General features: G+C 71.6%; 23 protein-coding genes. 12 read left to right on the plus strand and 11 right to left on the minus strand.

Features of this window, described 5'->3' with window-relative positions; all coding sequences use genetic code 11:
- Positions 1 to 77: 77 nt before the first annotated feature.
- Positions 78 to 2,351, minus strand: a complete 2,274-nt coding sequence (locus ABZ635_RS10655; protein WP_357762134.1) for an excinuclease ABC subunit UvrA — start codon at positions 2,349 to 2,351, stop codon at positions 78 to 80.
- 82 nt (positions 2,352 to 2,433) lie between these two features.
- Between ABZ635_RS10655 and ABZ635_RS10660 the strand changes: the two genes are divergently transcribed.
- Positions 2,434 to 3,279, plus strand: coding sequence for a TetR/AcrR family transcriptional regulator C-terminal domain-containing protein (locus tag ABZ635_RS10660; RefSeq protein ID WP_357762137.1), 846 nt, complete (start codon positions 2,434 to 2,436; stop codon positions 3,277 to 3,279).
- Entirely contained in the window at positions 3,276 to 3,899 is a 624-nt protein-coding gene (locus ABZ635_RS10665; RefSeq protein ID WP_357762140.1) for an amino acid transporter, read from the plus strand. Before ABZ635_RS10660 ends, ABZ635_RS10665 begins: the two co-directional genes overlap by 4 nt.
- Before the next feature lie 15 nt (positions 3,900 to 3,914).
- On the opposite strand, the gene ABZ635_RS10670 is transcribed toward ABZ635_RS10665, so the two are convergent.
- Both ABZ635_RS10670 and ABZ635_RS10675 read right to left on the minus strand, forming a co-directional pair.
- The gene (locus tag ABZ635_RS10670) at positions 3,915 to 4,043 is read right to left on the minus strand and encodes a hypothetical protein (RefSeq protein ID WP_357762143.1); all 129 of its coding nucleotides are present in this window, start codon (positions 4,041 to 4,043) and stop codon (positions 3,915 to 3,917) included.
- A 73-nt stretch (positions 4,044 to 4,116) separates the two neighbouring features.
- Positions 4,117 to 4,881 (minus strand): class I SAM-dependent methyltransferase, encoded by a 765-nt coding sequence (locus ABZ635_RS10675; RefSeq protein ID WP_357762146.1) that lies wholly within the window; start codon positions 4,879 to 4,881, stop codon positions 4,117 to 4,119.
- A 452-nt stretch (positions 4,882 to 5,333) separates the two neighbouring features.
- On the opposite strand from ABZ635_RS10675, the gene ABZ635_RS10680 reads away from it, so the two are divergent.
- Entirely contained in the window at positions 5,334 to 6,152 is an 819-nt protein-coding gene (locus tag ABZ635_RS10680) for a phosphodiesterase (protein WP_357762148.1), read from the plus strand.
- Between the two features lie 133 nt (positions 6,153 to 6,285).
- Positions 6,286 to 6,738, plus strand: coding sequence for a pyridoxamine 5'-phosphate oxidase family protein (locus tag ABZ635_RS10685; protein WP_357762150.1), 453 nt, complete (start codon positions 6,286 to 6,288; stop codon positions 6,736 to 6,738).
- Between the two features lie 67 nt (positions 6,739 to 6,805).
- Here the strand turns inward: ABZ635_RS10685 and ABZ635_RS10690 are convergent, their stop codons facing one another.
- Positions 6,806 to 7,312: a DinB family protein gene (locus ABZ635_RS10690; protein ID WP_357762153.1), complete on the minus strand. Its 507-nt coding sequence runs from the start codon at positions 7,310 to 7,312 to the stop codon at positions 6,806 to 6,808.
- Between the two features lie 206 nt (positions 7,313 to 7,518).
- Positions 7,519 to 8,730 (minus strand): FAD-dependent monooxygenase, encoded by a 1,212-nt coding sequence (locus ABZ635_RS10695; protein ID WP_357762156.1) that lies wholly within the window; start codon positions 8,728 to 8,730, stop codon positions 7,519 to 7,521.
- A gap of 91 nt (positions 8,731 to 8,821) precedes the next feature.
- Here ABZ635_RS10695 and ABZ635_RS10700 point away from each other — a divergent pair, with 91 nt between their 5' ends.
- Positions 8,822 to 9,445: a TetR family transcriptional regulator gene (locus ABZ635_RS10700; RefSeq protein WP_357762159.1), complete on the plus strand. Its 624-nt coding sequence runs from the start codon at positions 8,822 to 8,824 to the stop codon at positions 9,443 to 9,445.
- A 100-nt stretch (positions 9,446 to 9,545) separates the two neighbouring features.
- Entirely contained in the window at positions 9,546 to 10,520 is a 975-nt protein-coding gene (locus ABZ635_RS10705; RefSeq protein ID WP_357762162.1) for an aldo/keto reductase, read from the plus strand.
- Between the two features lie 264 nt (positions 10,521 to 10,784).
- On the opposite strand, the gene gdhA is transcribed toward ABZ635_RS10705, so the two are convergent.
- Positions 10,785 to 12,155, minus strand: a complete 1,371-nt coding sequence (gdhA, locus tag ABZ635_RS10710; protein WP_357762165.1) for an NADP-specific glutamate dehydrogenase — start codon at positions 12,153 to 12,155, stop codon at positions 10,785 to 10,787.
- A 276-nt stretch (positions 12,156 to 12,431) separates the two neighbouring features.
- Positions 12,432 to 12,842, minus strand: a complete 411-nt coding sequence (locus ABZ635_RS10715) for a hypothetical protein (protein WP_357762168.1) — start codon at positions 12,840 to 12,842, stop codon at positions 12,432 to 12,434.
- A 111-nt stretch (positions 12,843 to 12,953) separates the two neighbouring features.
- Between ABZ635_RS10715 and ABZ635_RS10720 the strand changes: the two genes are divergently transcribed.
- Complete coding sequence (locus ABZ635_RS10720) at positions 12,954 to 13,796, plus strand: phosphotransferase (RefSeq protein ID WP_357762171.1); 843 nt, start codon at positions 12,954 to 12,956, stop codon at positions 13,794 to 13,796.
- Here the strand turns inward: ABZ635_RS10720 and ABZ635_RS10725 are convergent.
- Positions 13,780 to 14,340, minus strand: a complete 561-nt coding sequence (locus tag ABZ635_RS10725) for an XRE family transcriptional regulator (RefSeq protein ID WP_357762174.1) — start codon at positions 14,338 to 14,340, stop codon at positions 13,780 to 13,782. The two genes, ABZ635_RS10720 and ABZ635_RS10725, sit on opposite strands and share 17 nt — an antisense overlap.
- Before the next feature lie 41 nt (positions 14,341 to 14,381).
- Here ABZ635_RS10725 and ABZ635_RS10730 point away from each other — a divergent pair, with 41 nt between their 5' ends.
- Together ABZ635_RS10730 and ABZ635_RS10735 are read left to right on the plus strand one after the other, a co-directional pair.
- The gene (locus ABZ635_RS10730) at positions 14,382 to 14,900 is read left to right on the plus strand and encodes an N-acetyltransferase family protein (protein WP_357762177.1); all 519 of its coding nucleotides are present in this window, start codon (positions 14,382 to 14,384) and stop codon (positions 14,898 to 14,900) included.
- 86 nt (positions 14,901 to 14,986) lie between these two features.
- Entirely contained in the window at positions 14,987 to 15,958 is a 972-nt protein-coding gene (locus ABZ635_RS10735; RefSeq protein ID WP_357762180.1) for an EamA family transporter, read from the plus strand.
- A 43-nt stretch (positions 15,959 to 16,001) separates the two neighbouring features.
- Here ABZ635_RS10735 and ABZ635_RS10740 read toward each other — a convergent pair whose 3' ends face one another.
- The 3 genes from ABZ635_RS10740 to ABZ635_RS10750 all read right to left on the minus strand — a co-directional run bounded on the left by ABZ635_RS10740 (position 16,002) and on the right by ABZ635_RS10750 (position 19,556).
- Positions 16,002 to 17,651: an OmpA family protein gene (locus ABZ635_RS10740; RefSeq protein WP_357762183.1), complete on the minus strand. Its 1,650-nt coding sequence runs from the start codon at positions 17,649 to 17,651 to the stop codon at positions 16,002 to 16,004.
- Between the two features lie 142 nt (positions 17,652 to 17,793).
- The gene (locus ABZ635_RS10745) at positions 17,794 to 18,723 is read right to left on the minus strand and encodes a ribonuclease Z (RefSeq protein WP_357762186.1); all 930 of its coding nucleotides are present in this window, start codon (positions 18,721 to 18,723) and stop codon (positions 17,794 to 17,796) included.
- A 71-nt stretch (positions 18,724 to 18,794) separates the two neighbouring features.
- Complete coding sequence (locus ABZ635_RS10750; protein WP_357762189.1) at positions 18,795 to 19,556, minus strand: MBL fold metallo-hydrolase; 762 nt, start codon at positions 19,554 to 19,556, stop codon at positions 18,795 to 18,797.
- Positions 19,557 to 19,709: 153 nt separating this feature from the next.
- Between ABZ635_RS10750 and ABZ635_RS10755 the strand changes: the two genes are divergently transcribed.
- The 3 genes from ABZ635_RS10755 to ABZ635_RS10765 all read left to right on the plus strand — a co-directional run bounded on the left by ABZ635_RS10755 (position 19,710) and on the right by ABZ635_RS10765 (position 22,668).
- Positions 19,710 to 20,714, plus strand: a complete 1,005-nt coding sequence (locus ABZ635_RS10755) for a pirin family protein (RefSeq protein WP_357762192.1) — start codon at positions 19,710 to 19,712, stop codon at positions 20,712 to 20,714.
- A 215-nt stretch (positions 20,715 to 20,929) separates the two neighbouring features.
- Entirely contained in the window at positions 20,930 to 22,555 is a 1,626-nt protein-coding gene (locus ABZ635_RS10760; RefSeq protein WP_357762195.1) for a sodium-dependent transporter, read from the plus strand.
- Positions 22,555 to 22,668 carry a methionine/alanine import family NSS transporter small subunit gene (locus ABZ635_RS10765; RefSeq protein WP_357762199.1) on the plus strand — a complete coding sequence of 38 codons (114 nt, stop codon included), beginning with the start codon at positions 22,555 to 22,557 and terminating at the stop codon, positions 22,666 to 22,668. The genes ABZ635_RS10760 and ABZ635_RS10765 overlap by 1 nt, the downstream gene beginning before the upstream one ends.
- The last annotated feature ends 175 nt before the right edge of the window (positions 22,669 to 22,843 follow it).

Below are 22,843 nucleotides of genomic sequence, written 5' to 3' on the forward strand. Positions count from 1 at the left end.
CTGCGGCACCCGAGCACACACGGGGCCCGCCTTCGGAAGTTCTCCGACGGCGGGCCCCACCTGCTCGTTCAGGGACGTTAACGGCCCAGGTAGGCGCGCAGGTGCCGGGCGGTGAGGGTCTCCCCCCGCTCCACGAGCTCGGCCGGTGTGCCCTCGAACACCACCTGGCCGCCGTCGTGCCCGGCCCCCGGACCGAGGTCGATGAGGTGGTCGGCGTGGGCCATCACCGCCTGGTGGTGTTCGATCACCACAACGGTGTTGCCGTCGTCCACCAGGCGGTCCATCAGTGCCAGGAGCCGGTCGACGTCGGCCAGGTGCAGGCCGGTGGTGGGTTCGTCCAGCACGTACACGGCGCCCTTCTTGGCCATGGAGATGGCCAGCTTGAGCCGCTGGCGCTCGCCTCCGGACAGAGTGGTCAGAGGCTGCCCCAGCCCCAGGTACCCGAGTCCGACGTCGTGCATCCGGTCCAGGATCACGCGGGCGTTGCCCGAAGCGAAGAAGTCGCGGGCCTCCACCACGGACATCGCCAGAACCTGGCTGATGTCCCTCCCCCGCAGCCTGTGTTCGAGCACCTCGGCCTTGAAGCGGCGCCCCTCGCACTTCTCGCAGGTGGTGGCCACCCCCGCCATCATCGCCAGGTCGGTGTAGATCACCCCGGCGCCCTTGCACTCGGGGCACGCGCCCTCGGAGTTCGCGCTGAACAGGGAGGGCTTCACCTTGTTGGCGCGGGCGAAGGCGGTCCGGATCGGGTCCAGCAGCCCGGTGTAGGTGGCCGGGTTGGAGCGGCGCGACCCGCGGATCGCGGACTGGTCGACGACCACCACGCCCTCCCGGCCGGGCAGGGCCCCGTGGATGAGCGAGCTCTTGCCCGAGCCCGCCACCCCGGTGACGACCGTGAGGACGCCCAGTGGAACGTCCACGGACACGTCCCGGAGGTTGTGGGTACTGGCGCCTCGGATGGGGAGGCTCCCCTTCGGGGTCCGCGCCCGTTCGCGGAGGGCGACCCGGTGGTCCAGGTGGCGCCCGGTGAGGGTACCCGAGGCCCGCAGCCCGGCCACGTCGCCGCTGTAGGTGACGGTGCCGCCGGTGGGTCCGGCGCCCGGCCCCAGGTCCACGACGTGGTCGGCGATGGCGATGGTCTCGGGCTTGTGCTCGACCACCAGCACGGTGTTGCCCTTGTCGCGCAGGCCCAGCAGCAGGTGGTTCATCCTCTCGATGTCGTGCGGGTGCAGCCCCACGGTGGGCTCGTCGAACACGTAGGTGACGTCGCTGAGGCTGGAGCCCAGGTGGCGGACCATCTTGACCCGTTGGGCCTCGCCGCCGGAGAGCGTCCCCGACTCGCGGTCCAGGCTGAGGTATCCGAGTCCGACCTCCACCAGCGAGTCCAGGGTGTGCCCGAGGGTGTCCGCGAGCGGCTTCACCGAGGGCTCGTCGATCGCGTGGACGAACTCCGCCAGGTCGCTGATCTGCATGGACGCGCATTCGGTGATCGTGCGTCCGTTGACCTTGACCTCCCTCGCCGCGGCGTTGAGCCGGGTGCCCGCGCACTCGGGACAGGTCGAGAAGACCACGGCCCGGTCCACGAACGCGCGGATGCCGCTCTGCATCTTCTCGCGCTCCTTGGTGAGGTAGGTGCGCTTGATCTTGGGGACCAGACCCTCGTAGGTCAGGTTGCTGGTGCCCACCCTCACCTTGGTCACGGGGTGGCGCAGGAAGGTGTCCCACTCCCGCTCGTCGTAGTCGCGGAGCTTCTTGTCGGGGTCGAGTAGGCCCGAGGTGGCGAAGATCTGCCAGTACCAGTTGTCCACGGCGAACCCCGGGACGGTGATGGCGCCCTCGTTCAGGGACAGGTCCCGGTCGTAGAGCTCTTCCAGGTCGATCTGGTTGGTGCGGCCCAACCCCTCGCACTCGGGGCACATGCCCTCGGAGTTGTTGAAGCTGAAGGCGCTGGCGGGCTCCAGACGGGGTGTGCCCACCCTGCTGAAGACGATGCGCAGCATGGCGTGGGCGTCGGTGGCGGTGCCCACGGTGGAGCGCGAGTTGGCGCCCATGCGCTCCTGGTCGACGATGATCGCGGCGCTGAGGTTGCGCAGCGCGTCCACGTCGGGGCGGCCCACGCTGGGCATGAAGGACTGGAGGAAGGCGGTGTAGGTCTCGTTGATCAGCCGCTGTGACTCGGCGGCGATGGTGCCGAACACCAGTGAGGACTTCCCCGATCCGGAGAGCCCGGTGAACACGCTCAGCCTTCGCTTGGGCAGGTCCACGGAGACGTTGTCGAGGTTGTTCTCCCTGGCCCCTCGGACCTGGATGGTGTCGTGGGAGTCCGCCAGGGTGGTGGGTTCGGAAGACAAGCTGCTCCTCAGGGTCCTCGGGAAACCTTATGCGGTAAACTAACGGCCCGCGAACGTTAGTTTATTCCATAAGGAGATGCAAGTGGTTGTCTACGCCGGGCAGGGAGACCCCCGTCGCTCCATGCGGCTGCTGTGGCGCGACCACGAGCCGGTCGAACGCTCCGGACCCGGGCCACGGGCCCAACTCAGCGTGGATCTGGTGGTGGAGACCGCCATCGAGGTCGCCGACGCCGAGGGCCTCCAGGCCCTGTCCATGCGGGCCGTGGGAGAACGGCTCGGGCGTACCGCCATGTCGCTGTACACCTACGTGGCCAGCAAGAACGAGCTCGTCGACCTCATGTACGACCACGCCTTCGCCGAGCTGGTCCGCGAGTGGGAGGAGAACCGCGAACCCTCCGAGCCGAGGGTAGGGGGCGCCACCGACACAACGGGGTGGCGCGCGGAGGTCCTGGCCTGGAGCGGTCGACTGTGGGCCTTCTACCTACGCCATCCCTGGACCCTGGAGATCTCCCAGGCCCGCCCTGTCCTGGGCCCCAACGAGTACCGGCTCTTCGAGGCCCTCGCCGCGGTCCTGCACGCCGCGGGGCTCCCCGCCCGGGCCATCGGCGACGCCTACGGGAGCGTCCTCAACCTGGCCCGCGGCATGGTCCGCACCGCGGCCGAGGCCCGCCAGGCCGAGGCGGTCACCGGGCAGCCCGAGGACCAGTGGTGGTTCGCCCGCAGCGCTCAGCTCGAGGAGGTCTCCGAGGACTTCGCCGAACGCTTCCCCGTCCTCACCCTCATGACCAAGGCCGGGGCCTTCGAGAACGCCGACCCGGGCGAGCCCTACCTGGAGCAGGAGGCGTGGGAGTCCTTCCAGTTCGGCCTGGAGGCCCTCCTGGACGGGGTGCAGCGCCGCATCGACGCCGTCGCGGAGGGGTCGGCGTGAGCGCTCACGCCGACCCCCTCGCCCCCTGGGACCCCCTGGCACCCGAAGAGGTCGCCCTCGCGCTTGGCGGCGTGGCCGCCCCCTGGTGGATCGCGGGCGGGCACGCCGTCGCGTTCGCCGTGGGACACCCCTTCCGCGAGCACGCCGACACCGACGTGGGGCTGCTCCGCCGCGACCAGCACACGATCCGGGCGGCCTGGCCCGACTGGGAGTGGTGGGCGGCCGACCCGCCCGGCACGCTACGCCCCTGGCCTCCGGAGGAGACCCTGCCCGCGGGCGTCCACGACCTCTGGTGCCGCCCCGGCCCCACCGCTCCCTGGCGGCTCCAGGTCATGCTGGACGACTCCGAGGGCGAGCGCTGGGTCTTCCGCCGGGACACCCGGATCACCCTTCCCCTCACCCGGTTGGTCCGGCGCGCACCGGAGGGGCCGCCCTACCTGGCCCCTGAGGTACAGCTCCTCTACAAGGCCTCGGCGCGTCGCCCCAAGGACGAGCGCGACCTCGCGGCCGCGCTGCCCGTGCTGGACGCCCGCCAGCGCCGGTGGCTGACGGCCGCGCTGGCCCGGGTCCACGGGGTCCACCACCCGTGGCTGCCACGGGTGAACCCGCGGAGCCCCTGAGAGAACGGGGCCCGGTCAGATCCAGCCCAGCAGGTAGAGCACCAGCACCGTCAGCGCGGCCGAGAGCAACAGGGAGGTCACACAGCCCAGACGGCTGCTGTAGAAGAAGAACACGCACGCCTCCTCACGTGGTCGGTCGGCCACCAGTATCCCGCCCGCCGCCGCGCCGGAGGCACCGAGGGGATGGCGCGGCCCCGCCTCCTCGAACGAGGCCGGGTCAGGCGGGGCGGGCGAAGGTGATGATCTCCATGCTGGCGTCCGTGAGCGGGCCGCGGTCCCAGTAACCGTACTGCGCGGTCACCGTGAACCCGGCCTCCTCCAGGAAGCCGTTGAGGCGGGCCGCGTCCAGGAACCGCAGCGTGCTCCGGCTGACCACCGGTTCGGGCCACCCGTCGACGCTGTAGTCGGAGGTGAAGGTGACCAGCTCGCCGTCCACTTCGCGCAGCCGGTGTACGCAGGTCGCGTCCCGACCGTCCGGGCCCCGCACGGTGCGCGAGCGTTCGGGCGACCAGGCCTCCCAGGCACGGAAGGCGGGGTTACGGGTCTCGAACACGAACCGTCCCCCGGCGGTGAGCGCCCTGCGGACGGCGGCCAGGTTGGCGCGCACCTCCTCGTCGGTGACGAACACCTGGAAGGCGTGCCCGGACATGATGACCAGGTCGAACTCGTCCTCGAACGGGCCGCTCGCCTCGTCGTCGTAGGGCCCGGCGACCAGGTCGCCGAGAGTCCACTCGACGTCGTCGCGGTCCCGGCGGCCCACCTCCAGCATGGCGTCCGCCGGGTCCAGGCCCACGAGTCGGCCGGTGTGTCCGCGCTCGCGCGCCACCCGCTGGATCTTTCCGGTGCCGCAGCCCACGTCCAGCACGGACCGGGCCTCCATCACCAGGTCGAGGTAGAAGTCGTCCTGCGGCGAGCTCTGCCAGTTGTTGAAGTGATCGTAGAGCTCGGCGAGGTCCGGGGAGGAGAAGTGTCGATCGACCATCCGCCCATTGTCGAAGCGCGATCGCCCGCCGGCAAAGGGTTTTCCGCCGAACGCGGGCGACAGGTCCGGACGATGATCGCTCAGGTGCACGGAGAAGGAACCCCGCTCGTCATGGTCCACGGGTTCGGTGTCGACCACCGAATCCTGCTCCCGCTCGAGGACGTGCTCCGAGGGCAGGCCTGGAAAAGGATCTACCTGGACCTTCCATGGGCGGAAGGCGCCGTCGACAGCGGGGAGCGGACTCCGCGGCAGGGGCGCTCCTCCGTGACCGGCTCGAGCGGATCGGCGCGTCCCGTTGACCGGGCCGTGAACGGTCGCCCGGTGACCGACTCGCGTTCGAACACCCGACCCGAGGCACATCCGACGCGACGCGCGCGGTCGTCGCGGCCCCGCGAACCGCTCACGGCGAACACGGTTGCCGACAAGACATCGACTCGGGCACTGTGGCCGTCATGACCCCTACTTCCGGTTCCGCTCCCCCAGAGCCCTTCTCCGTCGCCCACCTGAGCGACCCGCACATCTCGTTGGAGGACCCGGAGTCGTCCGCCGTCACCGGTCTGGCCCTGGCGATCAACAGGGTGCTGGCCCTGAGACCGCACCCGACCTGCGTGGTCATCACGGGCGACCTGACCGACACCGCGCACCCAGTGGAGTACGGCGCCCTGCGTGCGATCATCGCGGGGTTCCCGATCCCCGTGCACGTGGCGACCGGCAACCACGACGACCACCAGAACCTGATCTCCGCCTTCAAGGGAGGTGTCCAACTCGGCGGCGGCGACAGCTGCCACTACCTGGTGGAGTACCCCGGCTTCACCCTCGTGGTCCTGGACTCGCTCGTGCCGGGCGCGGCGGGAGGGTTCCTCGGGACCGACCAGCTGAACTGGTTGGACGCGGCCCTGGAGAAACGTCCCGACGTCCCGGCCCTCGTATGCGTGCATCACCCACCGGTGCCCGTCGGCATGCCCTTCGCCGACGGCATGCGGCTCGACGACGGTCCGGCTCTGGAGGAGGTGGTGGCCCGTCACCCGAACGTGGTTCGGGTCCTGGCCGGGCACGTGCACCGGCCGACCGTCACCGGGTTCGGTGGAAGCATCCTCGCCACGGCGCCCAGCACCCACCAGCAGAGCCGCCTGAAAATGGAAGGGGAGGGCCCGATGGGATTCACGGAGGAACCCACCGCGTTTCTGCTGCACCAGGAGACCGAGCACGGATGGGTGACCCACACCGTGCAGGTCAGCCACTCAGAGGGTGTCCCCGACCTCTCCTCCTGAGGCTCTCCGCTGGCCCCCGGCAGGGGCGGGCCTTCCTCTGGCCCGCTCCGGCCGGGAACCGACTCGCGCACCGGCCGTCCACAGCCCGCTCCGCGCACTTTCGCGCCCGCTTCGCGCGACCTAGATTGGGGGCATGACCCCTCACCCCGATACTCCCCGGCCCGAGCACCCCTTCGACGTCGACGCCTTCCTGTCCCGGCCCCTGGTGGCGCGTGTGGCCACGGTCAACGCCTCCGGGGCGCCCACCGTTCGTCCGGTGTGGTTCCTGTGGGAGGAGGGCGTGCTGTGGTGGATCACCGGGGAGTACGCCGTGATGTCCCGCCACCTGGAGAAGGACCCCCGGGTGGCCGTGGTGGTGGACACCTGCGACCTGGAACGGCAGGAGTTCCTCCAGGTGATCATGCGCGGTGAGGCGCGGGTGGTGCCCTTCGACCCGGTTCTGAGCAGACGCAAGCTGGCCCGGTACCTGGGCGACGACGAGAGCGGGTGGCACCGGGACTTCCGGTACTACGCCGACGACGCCCGGCTGGTCCGCTTCGTGCCCGAGCGCACCGTGGTCAAGGACCTGTCCAAGTCCTTCGCCTGACCCGGGGGGGCGGCGCGGCACCGGCCACGCCGTCCCCGGTGCCCGCCAGGGCCGGGGCCCGCGGGAGCTACTCCCCCGTGGTCCCGTCGACGCGTTCACGGATGAGGTCCGCGTGCCCGTTGTGGCGGGCGTACTCCTCGATCATGTGCACCAGTATCCACCGGAGGGAGATGTCCTCCCCGTGGCGTTTCGCCCTGCCCACGGTGTCCAGCGAGAGTCCGGCGGCGGCCTTCCGGGCGTTGTCGATCTCCGACCGCCACACGGCGAAGGCCTCCTCGACCGAGGCGTCGTCGGTGCCGAGGAAGTCGCCGTCCCTGTCGTCGGCGGACTTGATCGGAGAGTGGTAGTCCTCTCCCGCCAGGACCACGCGGAACCACATGTGCTCCACGTAGGCCATGTGCCGCACCAGCCCCAACAGGGACAGGGGTGAGGGCGGGGTGGAGCGTTCACGCAGCTGTTCGTCGGTGAGCCCTTGGCACTTGACGGCGAGGGTCTCCCGGTGCCATTCCAGCCAGGAGTCGAGCATGGTGCGTTCGTCGGCGGACGGGGGCGGGTCGATGCGGGGATCACTCATGGACCGCGACTCTAGACCCGGCCCGCCGCCCCGGCAACGCGCGATGTCCCGCACCGGCCGTCGCGCCCCCGACGCAGGGAGGCCGCCCCCGGGGGCTCGGGACCCCACCGTGCGGGGTCCGTCCCGCACGTGTACCGCGAGCCCCCGGGCGTCTCCGGTGAGGGAGCGAGCGGCGCCCGAAGGCCGGCGGCCCGCTTGGGGCCTCCTCACGCGGGGGTCAGCGGCTCCGGAGGGGACCACGACACCGCGCTCATACCGACGGGGACCAGGGCGTTCGCCGGAATCAGGCGGAAGGCGGCGTTGCGTACCCGCTGACGCCAGCCGCCGCCGAGGTCGGCCCCCACCCGTGCGACGAGACGAGCCTGGCGGGCGATGGCCCGGCACCGGGGACGGCGCAGGGCGTCGAACTCGGCGAGGGCGCGCCCCAGGTCCCCCTCCCGGGCGGGCTCGGCCAACCGGGCCAGCACGGCACCGTCCTCCAGGGCGGTGGCGGCGCCCTGCCCCATGGTCGGCAGCGCGCCGTGGGCGGCGTCCCCCACCAGCACCACCCGCCCCCGGTGGTAGCGGCGCGGCCCCCGCACCAGGTGGTGGACGTCGTGCCGCATGAGCTGGTCGGGCGCGGTGGACTCGATGAGGGAGACCACTCCGGGCGCCCAGCCCGCGAAGTGGGCCCGTGCGGTGGCGAGCTCGTCGTCGAAGACGCTCCCCTCGGGCTGGCGCTCGTACCCGTACCAGTACACGAGGTCGGCGCTGACCCGCATCACCCCGAACTCCGCGCCCGGCCCCCAGTACTCGACGAGGCGCCCATCCATCCCGGTGCCTTCCAGTGCCCCGACGGGAATCAGGGCCCGCCAGCTGGTGCTACCGCTGTACCGGGGCCGTACCTCGGGGTGGAGTGCGGTGCGCACCGCACTCCACATGCCGTCCGCGCCCACGACGAGATCCGACTCGTCCCGGTGGTCGACGGTGTCCCGCCGCCAGTGGACCACGGCGGGCGGGCCTTCGGGGCGGCCCCTCTCCACGTGTGTCACCCGAGCCCCGTCCACGCGCTCCACTCCGGTGTCGCGGGCCGCCCGACTCAGGAGGGCGTGCAACCGCTGGCGGTGGAACCCCCAGACGGTCACGGCCCGGCGCACCCGGGGGTCGTCGGCGGGGATGGTCAGCACACGGCGGCCGAGGGTGTCCACGAACCCGGTCCCCACGGTGCGATGGCCCGCCTCGTCCACCCGCTCCTCCCCGATCCCCAGCGCGCCCAGGGCGGTCACGCCGTTGCGGGGCAGGGCCAGGCCCGACCCCACCTCGCCCCCTTCGGGGCGGCGCTCCAGCACCCGGACCCGCCAGCCCGCCCGGGCCAGACCCACCGCCGAGGCCAGACCGGAAAGGCCTCCGCCGACGACCGTGACTGTGCGATCCCGCATGGCACTCCCACTCCTCGTCCCGGGTGGCGGTCGACCGCCACCCATTTCAATACGATGGTAGTGGTATCGCTCCGCGCCCTATAATCGCCCCATGCCCCGCCCCAACCCGCACCGCCGCCGAGCCCTGGCGGACGCGGCCGTCACCCTTCTGGCGCAGCGGGGGGCGCACGGGCTCACCCACCGTTCCGTCGAAGCCCGCGCGGACGTGCCCGCAGGCACCGCCACCAACTACTTCCGCAGCCGCGAGGGCCTGCTCGTCGCGGCCGCCGAGCGGATCGTGGAGCTCCACGTGGCCGAGGCGGAGCGCGCCACGGGCGAGGTGGTCTCCGATCCCGACCGGGTCGCGCCCTCCGGTCCGGGCCGCGCCGAGGCCACCGTCCACACGATGGTGGACCTGCTCTCGGCCTCCCTGTGGACGGCCGCCACCACCCTGCGCGACCGCTACCTGGCCGTCTTCGAACTCCAGATGGAGGCCCGGCGCAGCCCCCGGTTGGCGGCCGTCCTCGGCCGCCTGGAGGAGGCCACCTACTCCAGCACCGTCCGACTGCACGAGGACCTCGGCACCCTGGCCACGAAGGACACCGTCGCCACGCTCGGCGCGCTGTACGCGGGCGCCCTGTTCACACTGGTCACACGCCCCGTCGAGCAGGTGGACCGCGCCGCCGTGCGCGCCCTGGTCGAGGCGATGGTGCGCGGGGCCTTCGCACGCGCCTGACCGTTTCCGGCCACGCGCAGGGAAAATGGGTCGGAAACCGGTGGTTTCCGGGCCCAAAGACCTGAGTGGGAGCGATTCCAGAGGACTTAGGATCACGGCCATGGACACACGTGAACTCGGTACCGTCGGCCGTGTCGGAACCGTCGGATTCGGTGCCTGGCAGATCGGCTCCGCCTGGGGCGAGGTCAGCGAGGCGGACGCCATGGGCGCCCTGAACGCCGCGGTGGAGGGGGGAGTCACCTTCGTCGACACCGCCGACGTCTACGGTGACGGGCTCAGCGAACGGCGGATCGGCCGACTCCTGAGGGACCACCCCCACCTGACCGTGGCCACCAAGATGGGCCGCCGGATGGCCCAGGACCCGGCCCACTACAACTCCGGCAACCTCCGGGCCTGGAACGACGACTCCCGGCGCAACCTCGGGGTGGACACCGTCGACCTGGTCCAACTGCACTGCCCGCCCTCGGCGGTCATCGCCAGCGACGCCGTCTTCGACGACCTGGACGCCATGGTGGACGAGGGGCGCATGCGCGCCTACGGAGTGTCGGTGGAGACCTGTGACCAGGCCCTGGCTGCCATCGAACGGCCGAACACGGCCAGCGTGCAGATCATTCTCAACGCCTTCCGCCACAAACCCCTCGAACGGGTCCTACCGGCTGCCAGGGCGGCCGGCGTCGGTATCATCGCGCGGGTTCCGCTGGCCAGCGGCCTGTTGTCGGGCCGGTTCACCGCGGACAGCACCTTCGGCGCGGACGACCACCGCACCTTCAACCGCGACGGCGAGGCCTTCGACCGGGGTGAGACCTTCTCCGGCGTGGACTTCGCCACCGGCTTGGAGGCCGTCGAGCGCCTGCGCCCCCTGGTGCCCGAGGGCGCCACCCTGGCGCAGTTCGCGCTGCGCTGGATTCTCGACCAGGAGGGGGTGAGCGTGGTCATCCCCGGCGCACGTGACGCGGACCAGGCCAGGGCCAACGCGGCCGCCGCGGCCCTGCCGCCGTTGGACGCCAAGGTCCACGAGCAGGTCCGCGAGGTCTACGACGACCTCGTCCGCCCCCGGGTGCACCACCTGTGGTGATCGGCTGAGGGGCGGGCCCGGTGGCACACCGGCACCCCGCCCCGCCCTGTTCCCGTTCCGAGGAGGAGACGCGTCCCCCGACGTCCAGGCCCTGCTCGAAGCGCTGCGCGAGGCTGTCCGCGCCGGTTCCGACAACGCCGCGGAGGACGGCCGGGGTTCGTGGCGTCCGCCCCCGCCGAGAGCCGGGCGGAAACCTCCGCGACACCACGGGGGCGGCCCGGAACCCCTCCAGCCCCGGCACGCCCCCGACCCTTCCGGCGCTCGCTAGATGAGGCCCTGCGCCAGCATGGCGTTGGCGACCATCTCGAACCCGGCCACGTTGGCGCCCAGCACGTAGTCGCCCTTGGACCCGTGCCGCACCGCGGCATCCTCGCAGCGGTCGTGGATACCGGCCATGGTCTCGGCCAGCTCCGACTCCGCGTGCTCGAAGGACCACGAGGTCCGCCGGGCGTTCTGGCGCATCTCCAGCACACTGGTGGCCACACCGCCCGCGTTGGCGGCCTTGCCCGGCGCGAACAGCACGCCCGCCTGGCGGAACACCTTGACCGCCTCGGGCGTGGTGGGCATGTTCGCGCCCTCGGCCACCGCCCGGACACCGTTGCCGACCAGCGTCCGGGCCGCGTCGGCGTTCAGCTCGTTCTGGGTCGCCGAGGGGAGCGCCACCTCACAGGGGACGTCCCACACGCTGCCGCCCTCGACGTAGGACGCTCCGGCGCGCCGCTCCGCGTAGGCGCTGATCCGCGCGCGCTCGACCTCCTTGACCTCCTTGAGCAGGTCCAGGTCGATGCCCTTGTCGTCCACCACGTATCCGCTGGAGTCCGAGCAGGCGACCACGATGGCGCCCAGCTGCTGGGCCTTCTCCACCGCGTAGATCGCGACGTTGCCCGAACCGGACACCACCACACGGCGTCCCGCGAGGCCCTGACCGGACCGCTCCAGCATCCGCTCGGTGAACATGACCGTGCCGTACCCCGTGGCCTCGGTACGGACCGCCGAACCGCCCCAGTCCAGGCCCTTGCCGGTGATGACCCCGGCCTCCCAGCGGTTGCTCAGCCGCCGGTACTGCCCGAACATGTAGCCGATCTCGCGGCTTCCCACACCGATGTCACCGGCGGGGATGTCGGTGTACTCGCCCAGGTGACGGTGGAGCTCGGTCATGAACGACTGGCAGAAACGCTCGATCTCCGCGTCGGAGCGGCCCTTGGGGTCGAAGTCACTGCCGCCCTTGCCACCGCCGATCCCCATACCGGTGAGGGCGTTCTTGAAGATCTGCTCGAAACCCAGGAACTTGATGACGCCCAGGTTCACGCTCGGGTGGAAACGCAGACCGCCCTTGTACGGACCGAGGGCGCTGTTGAACTCCACCCGGAATCCACGGTTGACGTGGACCCTGCCCTGGTCGTCGCGCCACGGGACACGGAAGATGATCTGCCGCTCGGGCTCGCACAGCCGCTCCAGCACGCGCTGGGTGACGTACTCGGGGTGGCTCGACAGCGCGGGGGAGAGCGTCTCCAACACCTCGAGGACGGCCTGCTGGAACTCCGGCTCGTCGGGGTTGCGCCGGGCCACGTGTTCGAACGCCGAACGCACGCCAGGGTGGTGGTTCTCCATCTCGGAGTCGCTGACACGGGTCATGTGGGTTTCGGGTCCCTTCGGCGCTGGCGCCCCTTGCGGGTCACCGCCCTGGGGGACGTCAACGCGATTCGGTGATGGCGGCCACGTTCGAGGCCCTCAACGACGTTACACGTCCGCGTCCGGCCCCCTCCGACCGCTCCCCGCCCAGGCTAGGGAGGCCCCTCGCCGACCGACCTGCGGGCGACCGCCACGGTGGCCCGGGGGCTCCATTCCCACGAGGTGTACAGCGCCCGCCCGCTCGGCGACCAGCAGCCTGTCGCGGCCGGCGAGGGCGTGTCAGCTGGCGGGGTCCCGGTGGCGCACCCACGCGTACACGTGCCGGACGCGCTCCAGGCGCGGGGTGTTGGCGCCCTCCGGTTCCTCGGCCTCCACCCGTTCCTCCAGCTTGCCGAGTACGTACTCGGCCAGGGTCTGATCCCGCCACTTGCGCCACACGTGGAGCTCGGCGGGCGCGCGGCGCTCCACCCTTTCCTGGACCTCGGCGCAGGTGCGCGGGTCGAGGGCGCCCCGGGCGGCGGCCAACGCCTCGGTGGCGCGTCGACGCGGCACCCGTACCTGGCGCCGTTTGTTCCGGGCGATGTTGCGGCGGGAGCTCTTGTCGTTCTCGCCGTACCCGTTGCGCCGGTCCCTGGCGTAGCTCAGAAGCTTCTTCTCCTGCGGTGAACGGCGGCGCGGCGCGGGACTCACGGGTCCCCTTCCCAGCTGGCTTGGTGCGATCGACGGCACGACACTAGGTTGGTGGTGCGCGGGGCACAACGGGTTTTCCCGCGGAACGCGATCGACGGGCGGAGACCAGACGTGGAGACCGGACACCACGAGCGCGATCAGGAGCTGGCCGGCGGGATGATGAACACGGTGGTACGCCGGGGCGACCACGTCGTGCGACGGGCGCCTCCGCACGCCGGGGCCCTGCACCGCTATCTCACCGCGCTGTCCGACCACGGGTTCACCGGTGCGCCCCGCCCCCTGGGCCTGTACCCCGGAGACGGCACGGAGGAACTCACCTTCGTCGAGGGCGATGTGGCCCTTCCGCCCTTCCCCGCCTGGTCCCGCACCGACGACACCGTGACCAGTTCGGCCCGCCTGCTGCGCCGGTACCACGACGCGGCCGCGCGCGTACCGTTCGACACCGGAGCGGCCTGGCCCACCGCGCTCGGAGATCCGGAAGGGGGCACTGTGTTGTGCCACAACGACCCCTGCCTGGAGAACCTCGTCTTCCGAGGCGGCGCGGCGGCCGCCCTGATCGATTTCGACCTGGCCGCGCCGGGACGCCCGGTCTGGGACGTGGCCGCCCTCGCCTTCTATCTGGGCCCCGCCCTGCCTCCGGAGGCCCTGGCCCGCACGGAGTTCGCCGGTGCCGACGTCGCGCACCGGCTGCGGTTGGTGGCCGACGGGTACGGTCTCTGCGACACCGACCGCCGAGCGCTGCCCGAGACCCTCGTGCGGTACCACGAGGTCTCCCACGTCTTCGTCAGGGACATGGTCGACCAGGGCAACCGCGCCTTCGTCGACGCGGTGGAGCGGGCGGGCGGCTGGCAGGTGTGGGAGCACGCCAGGGAACGGCGGGGTGTGTGGCTGCGCGGCCAGCGGACGGCCTTCCTCGCCGCTCTGACCGGCCCCGAGCCTAGCTCCGGCGGGTGACGGCCACCAGGTAGCGGCAGGTCCGTCCGGTCGGGTTGCGGTACACGCAGGGCGCCGGCGCCCCGAGCTGGAGGCAGTCGCCGCGCTCCAGGAGGTGCGTCTCATCGCCCTCGTGGAAGGCGAGCGTGCCCTCCAGCACCCAGATCTGGTGATGGGTGAAGGCGAAAACCTCCTCGGGGTAGGCCACGCGCGCGCCCGCGGGGAGTTCCACCTCGACGAGTTCGAGCGATCCGCCGGAGGTGGGTGAGACCGCGCGGCGCCGGTAGCCGGTCTCGGGATCGGTCCACAGGGGCTGCTCGTCTCGGCGGGCGAGCCTGCGTTCGCCCTGTTCGGCCTGGGCGACGAGTTCGGACAGGGTCAGGCCCAGGGCTCCGGAGAGGCGGCCGAGCAGGGAGGCGGTGGGCTGGGCCTCGCCGTTCTCGATTCGGCTGATCATGGCGCGGGAGACCCCCGAGAGGTCCGCCAGGGCGGCACCACTGAGCCCGCGTTCACGGCGCAGGCAACGCAGTGTTCCGGCCAGTGCGGGCCCGATGTCGTCGCTCATGCGTTCACCATAGTGGACACGTTCGCCTATCATCGTCAATCATGAACGCCCTGACCACGCACGACGGTATCCGCGACGCCACCGTCACCGACGCGGCGGCGTGCGCGGCCGTCTACGCGCCCTACGTCACCGACACCTCCATCACCTTCGAGCTCGTACCGCCCTCCTCCGAGGAAATGGCCCGGCGCATCACCGAGGCCCAGCGCGACCACGCGTGGATCGTGTTGGAGGACGAGAAGGGCGTGCTCGGCTACGCCTACGGGGGCACCTTCCGCACCCGCGCCGCCTACGACCGGACCTGTGAGGTGAGCGTCTACCTCGAACACGGACGCCGCCGCCGGGGCGCGGGACGGGCGCTGTACTCCGCGCTGATGCCCCGACTGGCGGAGCGCGGTATGCGCACCGCCGTCGCCTGCATGACCCTGCCCAACGACGCCAGCCTCGGGCTGCACCGGGCCATGGGCTTCGAGGACGTGGGCGTCATGCGGCGGGTCGGGCGCAAGTTCGACGCCTGGCACGACGTGGCCTGGGCCCAGCTGGATCTGAGTCCCGCGCGGTAGGACGCGGCACCTGAGGCCGGGGCGGCCGCCCCCGCCCCCCTATGCTCGACGAGATCCCCTCTCCCCACCTTTGCCCGGAGTGCCCTGTGTCCGCCCACGCCGCCCGCCACCGCCCCTCGGGGCTGGCCTTCGCTTTCGCCGCAGCCCTGGCCTTCGGAGGAGCGGGGGTCTTCGCGCGCCCCCTGCTGGACGCGGGCATGGACCCGCTCCAGGTCACCTGGCTGCGCGTGGCCGGGGCGGCGCTCGTCCTGCTCCCCGTCGCGGTGCGGCACTGGCGCACCGCACGGAACCGGCCGCTGCTGGTCCTGGCCTACGGGGTCTTCCCCATGGCCGGTGTCCAGGCCCTCTACTTCGCCGCCGTCGCCCGTATCCCCGTGGGCATCGCCCTGCTGGTGGAGTTCCTCGGACCGGTCCTGGTCCTGCTCTGGGTTCGGGTGGTGCGCCGCCACCGGGTCTCCCCCGCCGCCGTGGTGGGCGTCGTCCTGGCCGTCACCGGCCTCGGCCTGCTCCTGGAGATCTGGGCGGGCATGAGCCTGGACGCCGTCGGCGTCGGCCTGGCCCTGGGAGCGGCCGCCGCCCAGGCCGCCTTCTTCCTCCTCGGGGACGCCATGGGCGAGGACACCGACCCCCTCGCGGTGATCGCCTTCGGAGCCCTGGTCGCCTCGGTGCTGCTCGGGGCGCTCGCCCGACCGTGGACCCTGCCGTGGGGGTTGCTCGCCGACCCGCTTCCCCTGGGCGCGCTCACCCTGCCCGGCTGGGCCCTCGTGCTGTGGTTGTGCGTGGTGTGCACCGCCATCGCCTACTTCGCCGGAGTCTCCGCGATCCGACGCCTCTCACCCCAGGTCGCGGGCGGTGTGGCCTACCTGGAAGTGGTCACCGCCATCGTGCTCGCCTGGGCGCTGCTCGGCGAGGCGCTCACCCTGGTGCAGGGGATCGGCGCGGTGGTCATCGTGACCGGCGCGTTCATCGCCCAGACCGCCGTACCCGGCGTGCCGGGTTCCGCGCCGCAGGAGACCCCGGCCGCCCCGGACCCCGAACACGCCCTGGATCAGGACTGAGCCCCGGCCCGCCCGTCCCCGAGGGGCGGGCCGGGGCCCCGGATCACCGCAACGGGACGTCCTCGAAGTCACCGAACAGCCCGGCCCGGAACGTCACGGACCCCACCTCCAACGGCGGCGCCGGGAAGTACAGGTTGACCCGGTTGGTGGAGCCGGGGTCGATCAGGTACGGATACCCGATCGGCTCCACGTACGGGGTCCTGTCCAACGTCGTGCCCAACCACGGGTCCTCCTCGTCCACCCGGGCCTGTCCGATCCGCACGGACCGGTACACGTCGCCGGTGTCGGGAACCTCGACACCGAACCCGCCGAACCGGCCGCCCTGGACACCCGCCGCACCGAAGTGCGCGCCGTGGACGTGCGTGATCGTCCTCGCGCTCCTGTTCGTCAGGTCGATCTCGGCGACGACGAAGGCACCGTCGCGGCGCAGTGAGTAGAGGTCGAAGTCGTAGTCGAAGCCGACCGTGACCTCCGCGCTCCCGCTGGCCACCGCCTCCGTGGCGGGTTCGGCACCGTCGGCGGGCGCGGCGGTGTTGCCCGTACCGATCACCGCCGAGACCGTCTCCTGCGCGCCGTCCCGGACGACCTCCGCCTCCGCCGCGACGTTGTACGCGATCTCCACCCGGCGGTTACGGGCCCTGGCCTCCTCGTCGTCGTCCCCGCCCTCCTGGAGGAGCGGCCGGCTCGAACCACGCCCCTCCGACTCGTACGTGTACGCCGTTCCCAGCTCCTCCTCCAGGTAGTCGCGTACCGCCCGGGCGCGGGACTCGGACAGGGCCTGGTTGTGGGCGTCGCCGCCCCTGCCGTCCGTGTGCCCGACGATGGTGATCGGTGGCAGATCGGGGTCGGCCTTCTCCCGGGTCTCGGCGACCACCGCGTCCAGGGTGGCGGTCGCCTCGTCCGTGAGCTCGTCCTCGTCGAACTCGAAGAGCACGTCGGTGTCCAGGTCCACCCGCTGCTCGCCGAAGGAGGTCTCACGGACGGCCTCGGTGCTCTCGACGATGCTGTACAGGTCGAGGCCCTCCTCCGGGACCGGGCCGTCGCTGACCGGCATGGTGACGGTCTGCCCCGGCACGACGTCCGAGGGCGCCGGCTCCCTCTCGGTGGGCGCCTCACCGGGGTCCCAGGGCTGGTCGAAGCGGTCGTCCACCTCGATCCCGGTGAACACGCCCTGGGTGCCGGGGGTGGACAGACTGACCCGTTCCGTTCCGGCGGGCAGGGGGGCGAAGTGCGCCTCCAGCTCGTAGTGCGCGCCCACCACCGTGTTCGCGGCGATCCGCGAGCCCACGAACCCGGAGTCACTGTGCGCGGGCACGTAGATCCTCTGCCCCACCGGGTCGATGACGGTGAAGCCCAGCGGACTCGTCACGTGTTCACCGAGCACGCCTCCGGCGAAGGCGTTCAGGGCGTTGACCGACGCGCCCTCCTCTCCTTCGGGCGAGACGGTCAGGCGCAGGACCGTGCGGTCGGTGTGGCCGACGACGGCGTCGACGCGCAGGGTGGAGTCGAACCGGTTGCTGGCGCCGCCGGTGGTTCCGCGCCGAACGTGGGAGACCACGGAGACGGAGTCCGCGGTCTCCTCCTCGACGGCGTCACCGCTCTCCGACGGAGCGGGCCCGTCGGCACGGTCCGGCAGCGAGCATCCGGTGGCCACGAGGACCAATCCGACCAGTACGCCTCCGGCTCGGGACACCAGGCCCACCGGATCACGGGGCCGACCGGGGGCGGGTACTACGGAATCGGGCTGGGGGGCCATGTCACGCCTTCCACAATGGGGGACAACGACTCCTCTGACTCCCCGCGCACGCGCCTGGTTCGGTCGGGTCGCCGGTCGATCAGCGCCTCGGGGGCAGCGCGATCCGGTCCAGGTCGGCGGCGAGCACCACCCGGCCCTCGAACTCCTCGCCCGCCTGGGCGGCGAACAGGGCCTCCTCGGCTTCCTCGTATCGCTCCGAAAGGTGCGTCAGCACCAGCAGACGCACCCCCGCCCGAGCGGCGATCCGACCGGCCTGACGCGCCGTCAGGTGCCCGTACGCCTCGGCCAGGTGCTCCTCCGAGTCCAGGTACGTGGACTCGATGACCAGCATGTCCGCGCCCCGCGCCAGCTCCACCGCCTGCTCGCACTCACCGGTGTCCATCACGAACGCGAAGACCTGGCCGGGCCGGGGCACCGCGCACTCCGCCAGCTCCACCACACGCCCGTCCGCCAGTTCCAGCTCTCCCTCACGCTGGAGCCGCGCGATGTCGGGCCCGCGCACGCCCAGGCTCCGCAGGCGCTCCGGGAGCATCCGCCACCCGTCCGGCTCGGTCAGCCGGTACCCGTAGGCGGGCAACGAGTGCCGCAGCGGCAGGGCCGTGACCGTGAACGGCTCCTCCGGACCCACCGGGCAGCTCCCGGAACCGCCCACCGGCTGCGGCACGACCACCCCGGTGTCGTGGAAGGCGGTGGCGTGCCGCAACCGCCGCCAGTACTCCTCGCCCGCTCCCGGGTAGGCCACCCTGACCGTGTGCGCGACCCGGTCGCGGGCGACGCGCTGGATGACTCCCGGCAACCCCAGGCTGTGGTCGCCGTGGAAATGCGTCACGCACACCCGGGTGATGTCGCTGGCCGCCAGCCCCGCCAGTCGCATCTGCCTCTGGGTGCCCTCACCCGGGTCGAACAGCACCCCCTGGTCGCCCCAGCGCAGGAAGTAGCCGTTGTGGTTGCGCCGACGGGTGGGCACGGCGCTGGAGGTCCCCAGGACCACGAGTTCGCGTACGGACATGACTCGCATCCTCCCACCGCCCGCGCCGGTCTCCGCGACCACGCGAACCGGTCCACCGGAAGACGGGAACGTCAGCGCACGCCCGTCGCCCGCGCCCGGATCGCCGCCGCCCGCGGACCGTCCCTGAACGGCGCGCCGTGCCCGGGTAGCAGCACACTCCCCTCGGGCAGATCGGCCAGACCTCCCAACGACTCCAGAGCACGGGCGCTGTCGTGCGTGGACATCCGGCTCACCACCCGGGGCCCCTCACAGCCGATGCTGGGATCAGAGGTCACCAGGGCGTCCCCCGTGAACACCACCCCGCGCTCCTCGAAGACCACCAGCACACTGCCCGGGGTGTGTCCCGGAGCGGGCACCACCCTCGGGCACCCCGGAACCTCCCCCAACACCTGGTCGTCGCCGAACTCGGAGAACTCACTCACCCGGTCCGAGGTGAAGGCCCCCGACCGCCCCAACCTCAGCAGCGTACGCACCGACGCCGGATACTTCGCCAGGTAGGGCAGCAACGGCCGCTCGGGACGGGCGTGCACCATCGCACTCGTCGGACCGTCCGCCAGGATCGGTGCGTCGGCCGCGTGCACCCACACCCGGGCGCCCGCCTTGTCCCGCGCCCGCTCGGCCAGACCCGTGTGATCCGGATGGGCGTGGGTGAGCACCACCGCCCGCAGCCGACCCCCCACCCAGGCGACCGCGTCGAGGAAGCGGCCGCTGTGGGAGGGCAGGCCGGCGTCCACCATCACCAGCCCCTCCTCGGTCTCGACCAGGTAGAAGTTCACCAGCGGATCACCGATCCGGTGCACACCGGGAGCGACCTCGTCGGGGACATGGGTCATGGTTCCTCCCGGAACGGCACACGGCGGCCCGGACACGGGCCCACCCCCACTCCTACCCCGAACGCCCCCTGCCGTATGGCACGACCCGCCCAACTCGCACGTCACACCTTCTACCGCGTGCGCCCACGCCCGGGCTGGACTAGCGTCGGACGGGTGAGCAACGTCGAACCCCACCCCGTCGAACAGCGCGTCTGCGAAGCGGACCGCACCGGCCCCGAGCCGGACACCGAACTCCTCGAACCCCGCGAGGTCCCCCTGGGCGGACCGCGCGCCATGCTCGTCAACCGCGCCCTGCCAGGGAAGAACCGCCGCATGGTCGGCGCCTGGTGCTTCGCCGACGTCTACGGTCCCGCCGACGTCAGCGCCGGACCCGGAATGCAGGTCCCGCCCCACCCCCACATCGGCCTGCAGACCGTGAGCTGGCTGGTCCAGGGAACCGTCCACCACCTGGACGGACTGGGCTCGGACCAGCTCGTGCGCCCCGGCCAGCTCAACCTCATGACCGCTGGGAACGGCATCGCGCACTCCGAACGCACCCCGGACGGGGCACCCGACCTGCTTCAGGGGGCGCAGCTGTGGGTGGCGCTGCCCGAGGACGACCGCGCCGGCGCCGCCCACTTCGAGCACCACGCCGACCTGCCCCGGTTCACGGTGCCCGGCGCTCAGGTCACCGTCATCATGGGCGAGCTCCACGGACACCGCTCCCCCGCGCGCACGTACACGCCGCTGGTGGGCGCCGAGATCGTCGTCGAGGCGGGTCGGAGCGTGAGCCTTCCGGTCCGTCCGGGGTACGAGCACGGTCTGCTGCCCCTGGACGCCCCCGTCCACGGGCACGGCCACCGCGTCGTCCCCGGCTCCCTCCTCTACCTGGGCACCGGCCGCGACCGCGTCGAGTTCCACGCCGCCGAACGCACCCACCTGCTCCTGATCGGTGGGGAACCCTTCACCGAGGACCTCGTGATGTGGTGGAACTTCGTGGGCCGCGACCACGACGAGATCGTGCGCGCCCGCGCCGACTGGGAGGCGCAGCGCGACGGGCGCGACCGGGACGGCGGCTTCCGCTTCGACCCGGTGCGCGCCGACGGCGGCGCGGCACTGCCCGCGCCGGAGCTGCCCAACGCGCGACTGCGCCCGCGTCCGCGCCATCGCGGAGCCTGATCCGCCCCTCACGACGCCCTCCGGGTGAGCTCCGCTGAACGTGGAAGGTAAGCGCGCCTCACCCGGAGTGCCACCGCTGCACGCTGGACGATCCCGCACCGATAGCCCGGTGAGCTGCGACATCCTGCGCCCGAAGTCGCCTCAACAATGCCCAAAAGCCCAAATCCTGCTACCGTGCGGATCGCGAACTACGGGATGATTTAGGAGACCTGAACATGGGGCAACAGCCTCGCGAGCAGTGGGGGACGCGCGCGGGATTCCTGATGGCCGCGATCGGATCGGCCATCGGACTGGGCAACATCTGGCGATTCCCCTACATCGCCTACGAAAACGGGGGCGGGGCCTTCCTCCTGCCCTACCTGATCGCGATGCTGACGGCGGGTATCCCGCTGCTCATCCTCGAGTACAGCATCGGGCACCGGTACCGTTCCTCGGCCCCGCTGTCCTACCGCCGCATCTACCGCCCTGCCGAGGCCATCGGGTGGTGGCAGGTGGCCATCTGCTTCGTGGTCGCCGTCTACTACGCCGTCATCATCGCCTGGGCCATCCGCTTCACGTGGTTCTCCGTCGACCAGGCCTGGGGCGAGGACCCCGACGGGTTCTTCTTCAACGACTTCCTCCAGATGAGCCCCGAGCCCGGGTTGGTCTCCGGGTTCGTCTCCGGTGTCGCCTGGCCGCTGGTGGCCGTATGGTTCGTGACCCTGACCGTGCTGGTCATCGGCATCCGCCGCGGCATCGAGATCCTCAACAAGATCACCATCCCGCTACTGGTGGTCCTGTTCTGTCTTCTCGTGGTCCAGGCGCTCACCCTCGACGGGGCGCTCACCGGCCTCAACGCCTTCTTCACCCCGGACTGGGAGGCGATGCTCACCGGCAAGGTGTGGATCGCCGCCTACGGCCACGTGTTCTTCTCCCTGTCCATCGGCTTCGGGATCATGGTCACCTACGCCTCCTACCTGCGGCGTAAGTCCGACCTGACCGGCTCGGCGATGGTCGCGGGCTTCGCGAACAGCTCCTTCGAGCTCCTGGCCGGCATCGGCGTCTTCGCGGCCCTCGGCTTCATGGCCACCGCCGCCGGGACCGCCGTGGACGAGGTCGCCACCTCCGGTATCGGGCTGGCCTTCATCGCGTTCCCGCAGATCATCTCCAGCCTGCCCTTCGGCGGTTCGCTCTTCGGTGTGCTGTTCTTCGGCTGCCTGGTCATCGCGGGACTCACCTCGCTGATCAGCATCGTGCAGGTCATCGTCTCGGCCGTGCAGGACCGCACCGGCATGGGCCGAACCCAGACCGTGCTGCTGGTCGGCGGTGCCACCGCGCTCGCCTCGATCCTGCTCTTCCCGACGCCCGAGGGCCTGCACTTCCTCGACGTCTTCGACCACTTCATCAACCAGTACGGCATCGCGCTCGCCGGACTGGTCCTGGTCATCTTCGTCTCCTGGGGCGTGCGCAAACTGCCGCTGTTCCAGGCCCACGCCAACTCCGTCTCCAGCATCCACCTGGGGCTGTGGTGGAGGATCACCCTGGGCGGCGTCACCCCCGTCCTGATCGGCGTCATGATGTGGGACAGCCTGCGCACCGAGCTGAGCACCAACTACGGGAACTACCCCACCGGATACCTGCTCGCCGCGGGGTGGGGCGTGGCCATCGGTGCCGTCGTCTTCGGCATCGTGATGTCGTGCTTCCCCTGGAAGCGCGCCGACGTCATCGCCCGCCACGACGCCGAACGCGCCGCTGAGGCCAAGGACGCTCAGGACCCCGTCCAGCTGGAGGAGCCCAACGACATCGCCCCCTCCGGTGCCAGTGTCGCGGCCGTCGACAAGGAAAAGGAGGAGGACCGCTGATGTCCACCAGCGCGATCGTCATGATGGTCGTCTCCATCGCCGTGCTCTGGGGCGGCCTGGCCGCCGCCGTCATCCACCTGCGCCGTCACCCCGACGAGCCCGATTCGGAGTAACCGCACTCGAGCGTCCCCCGTGGGGCCGCGAACCGCACCGGCGGTTCGCGGCCCCACGGCCGTTCCGGGACGGCGGCCGGCGGTTCACGCCTCCAGTTCACCAGAGGTCGACGACCATCGTGGACGCGACGGCGGCGCTCCGGAGCCCCGTCAGTCCCCGCTCGCCCCGTCCCAT

This window comes from Nocardiopsis sp. NPDC007018 (genome assembly GCF_040635075.1).
Taxonomy (GTDB): Bacteria; Actinomycetota; Actinomycetes; order Streptosporangiales; family Streptosporangiaceae; genus Nocardiopsis.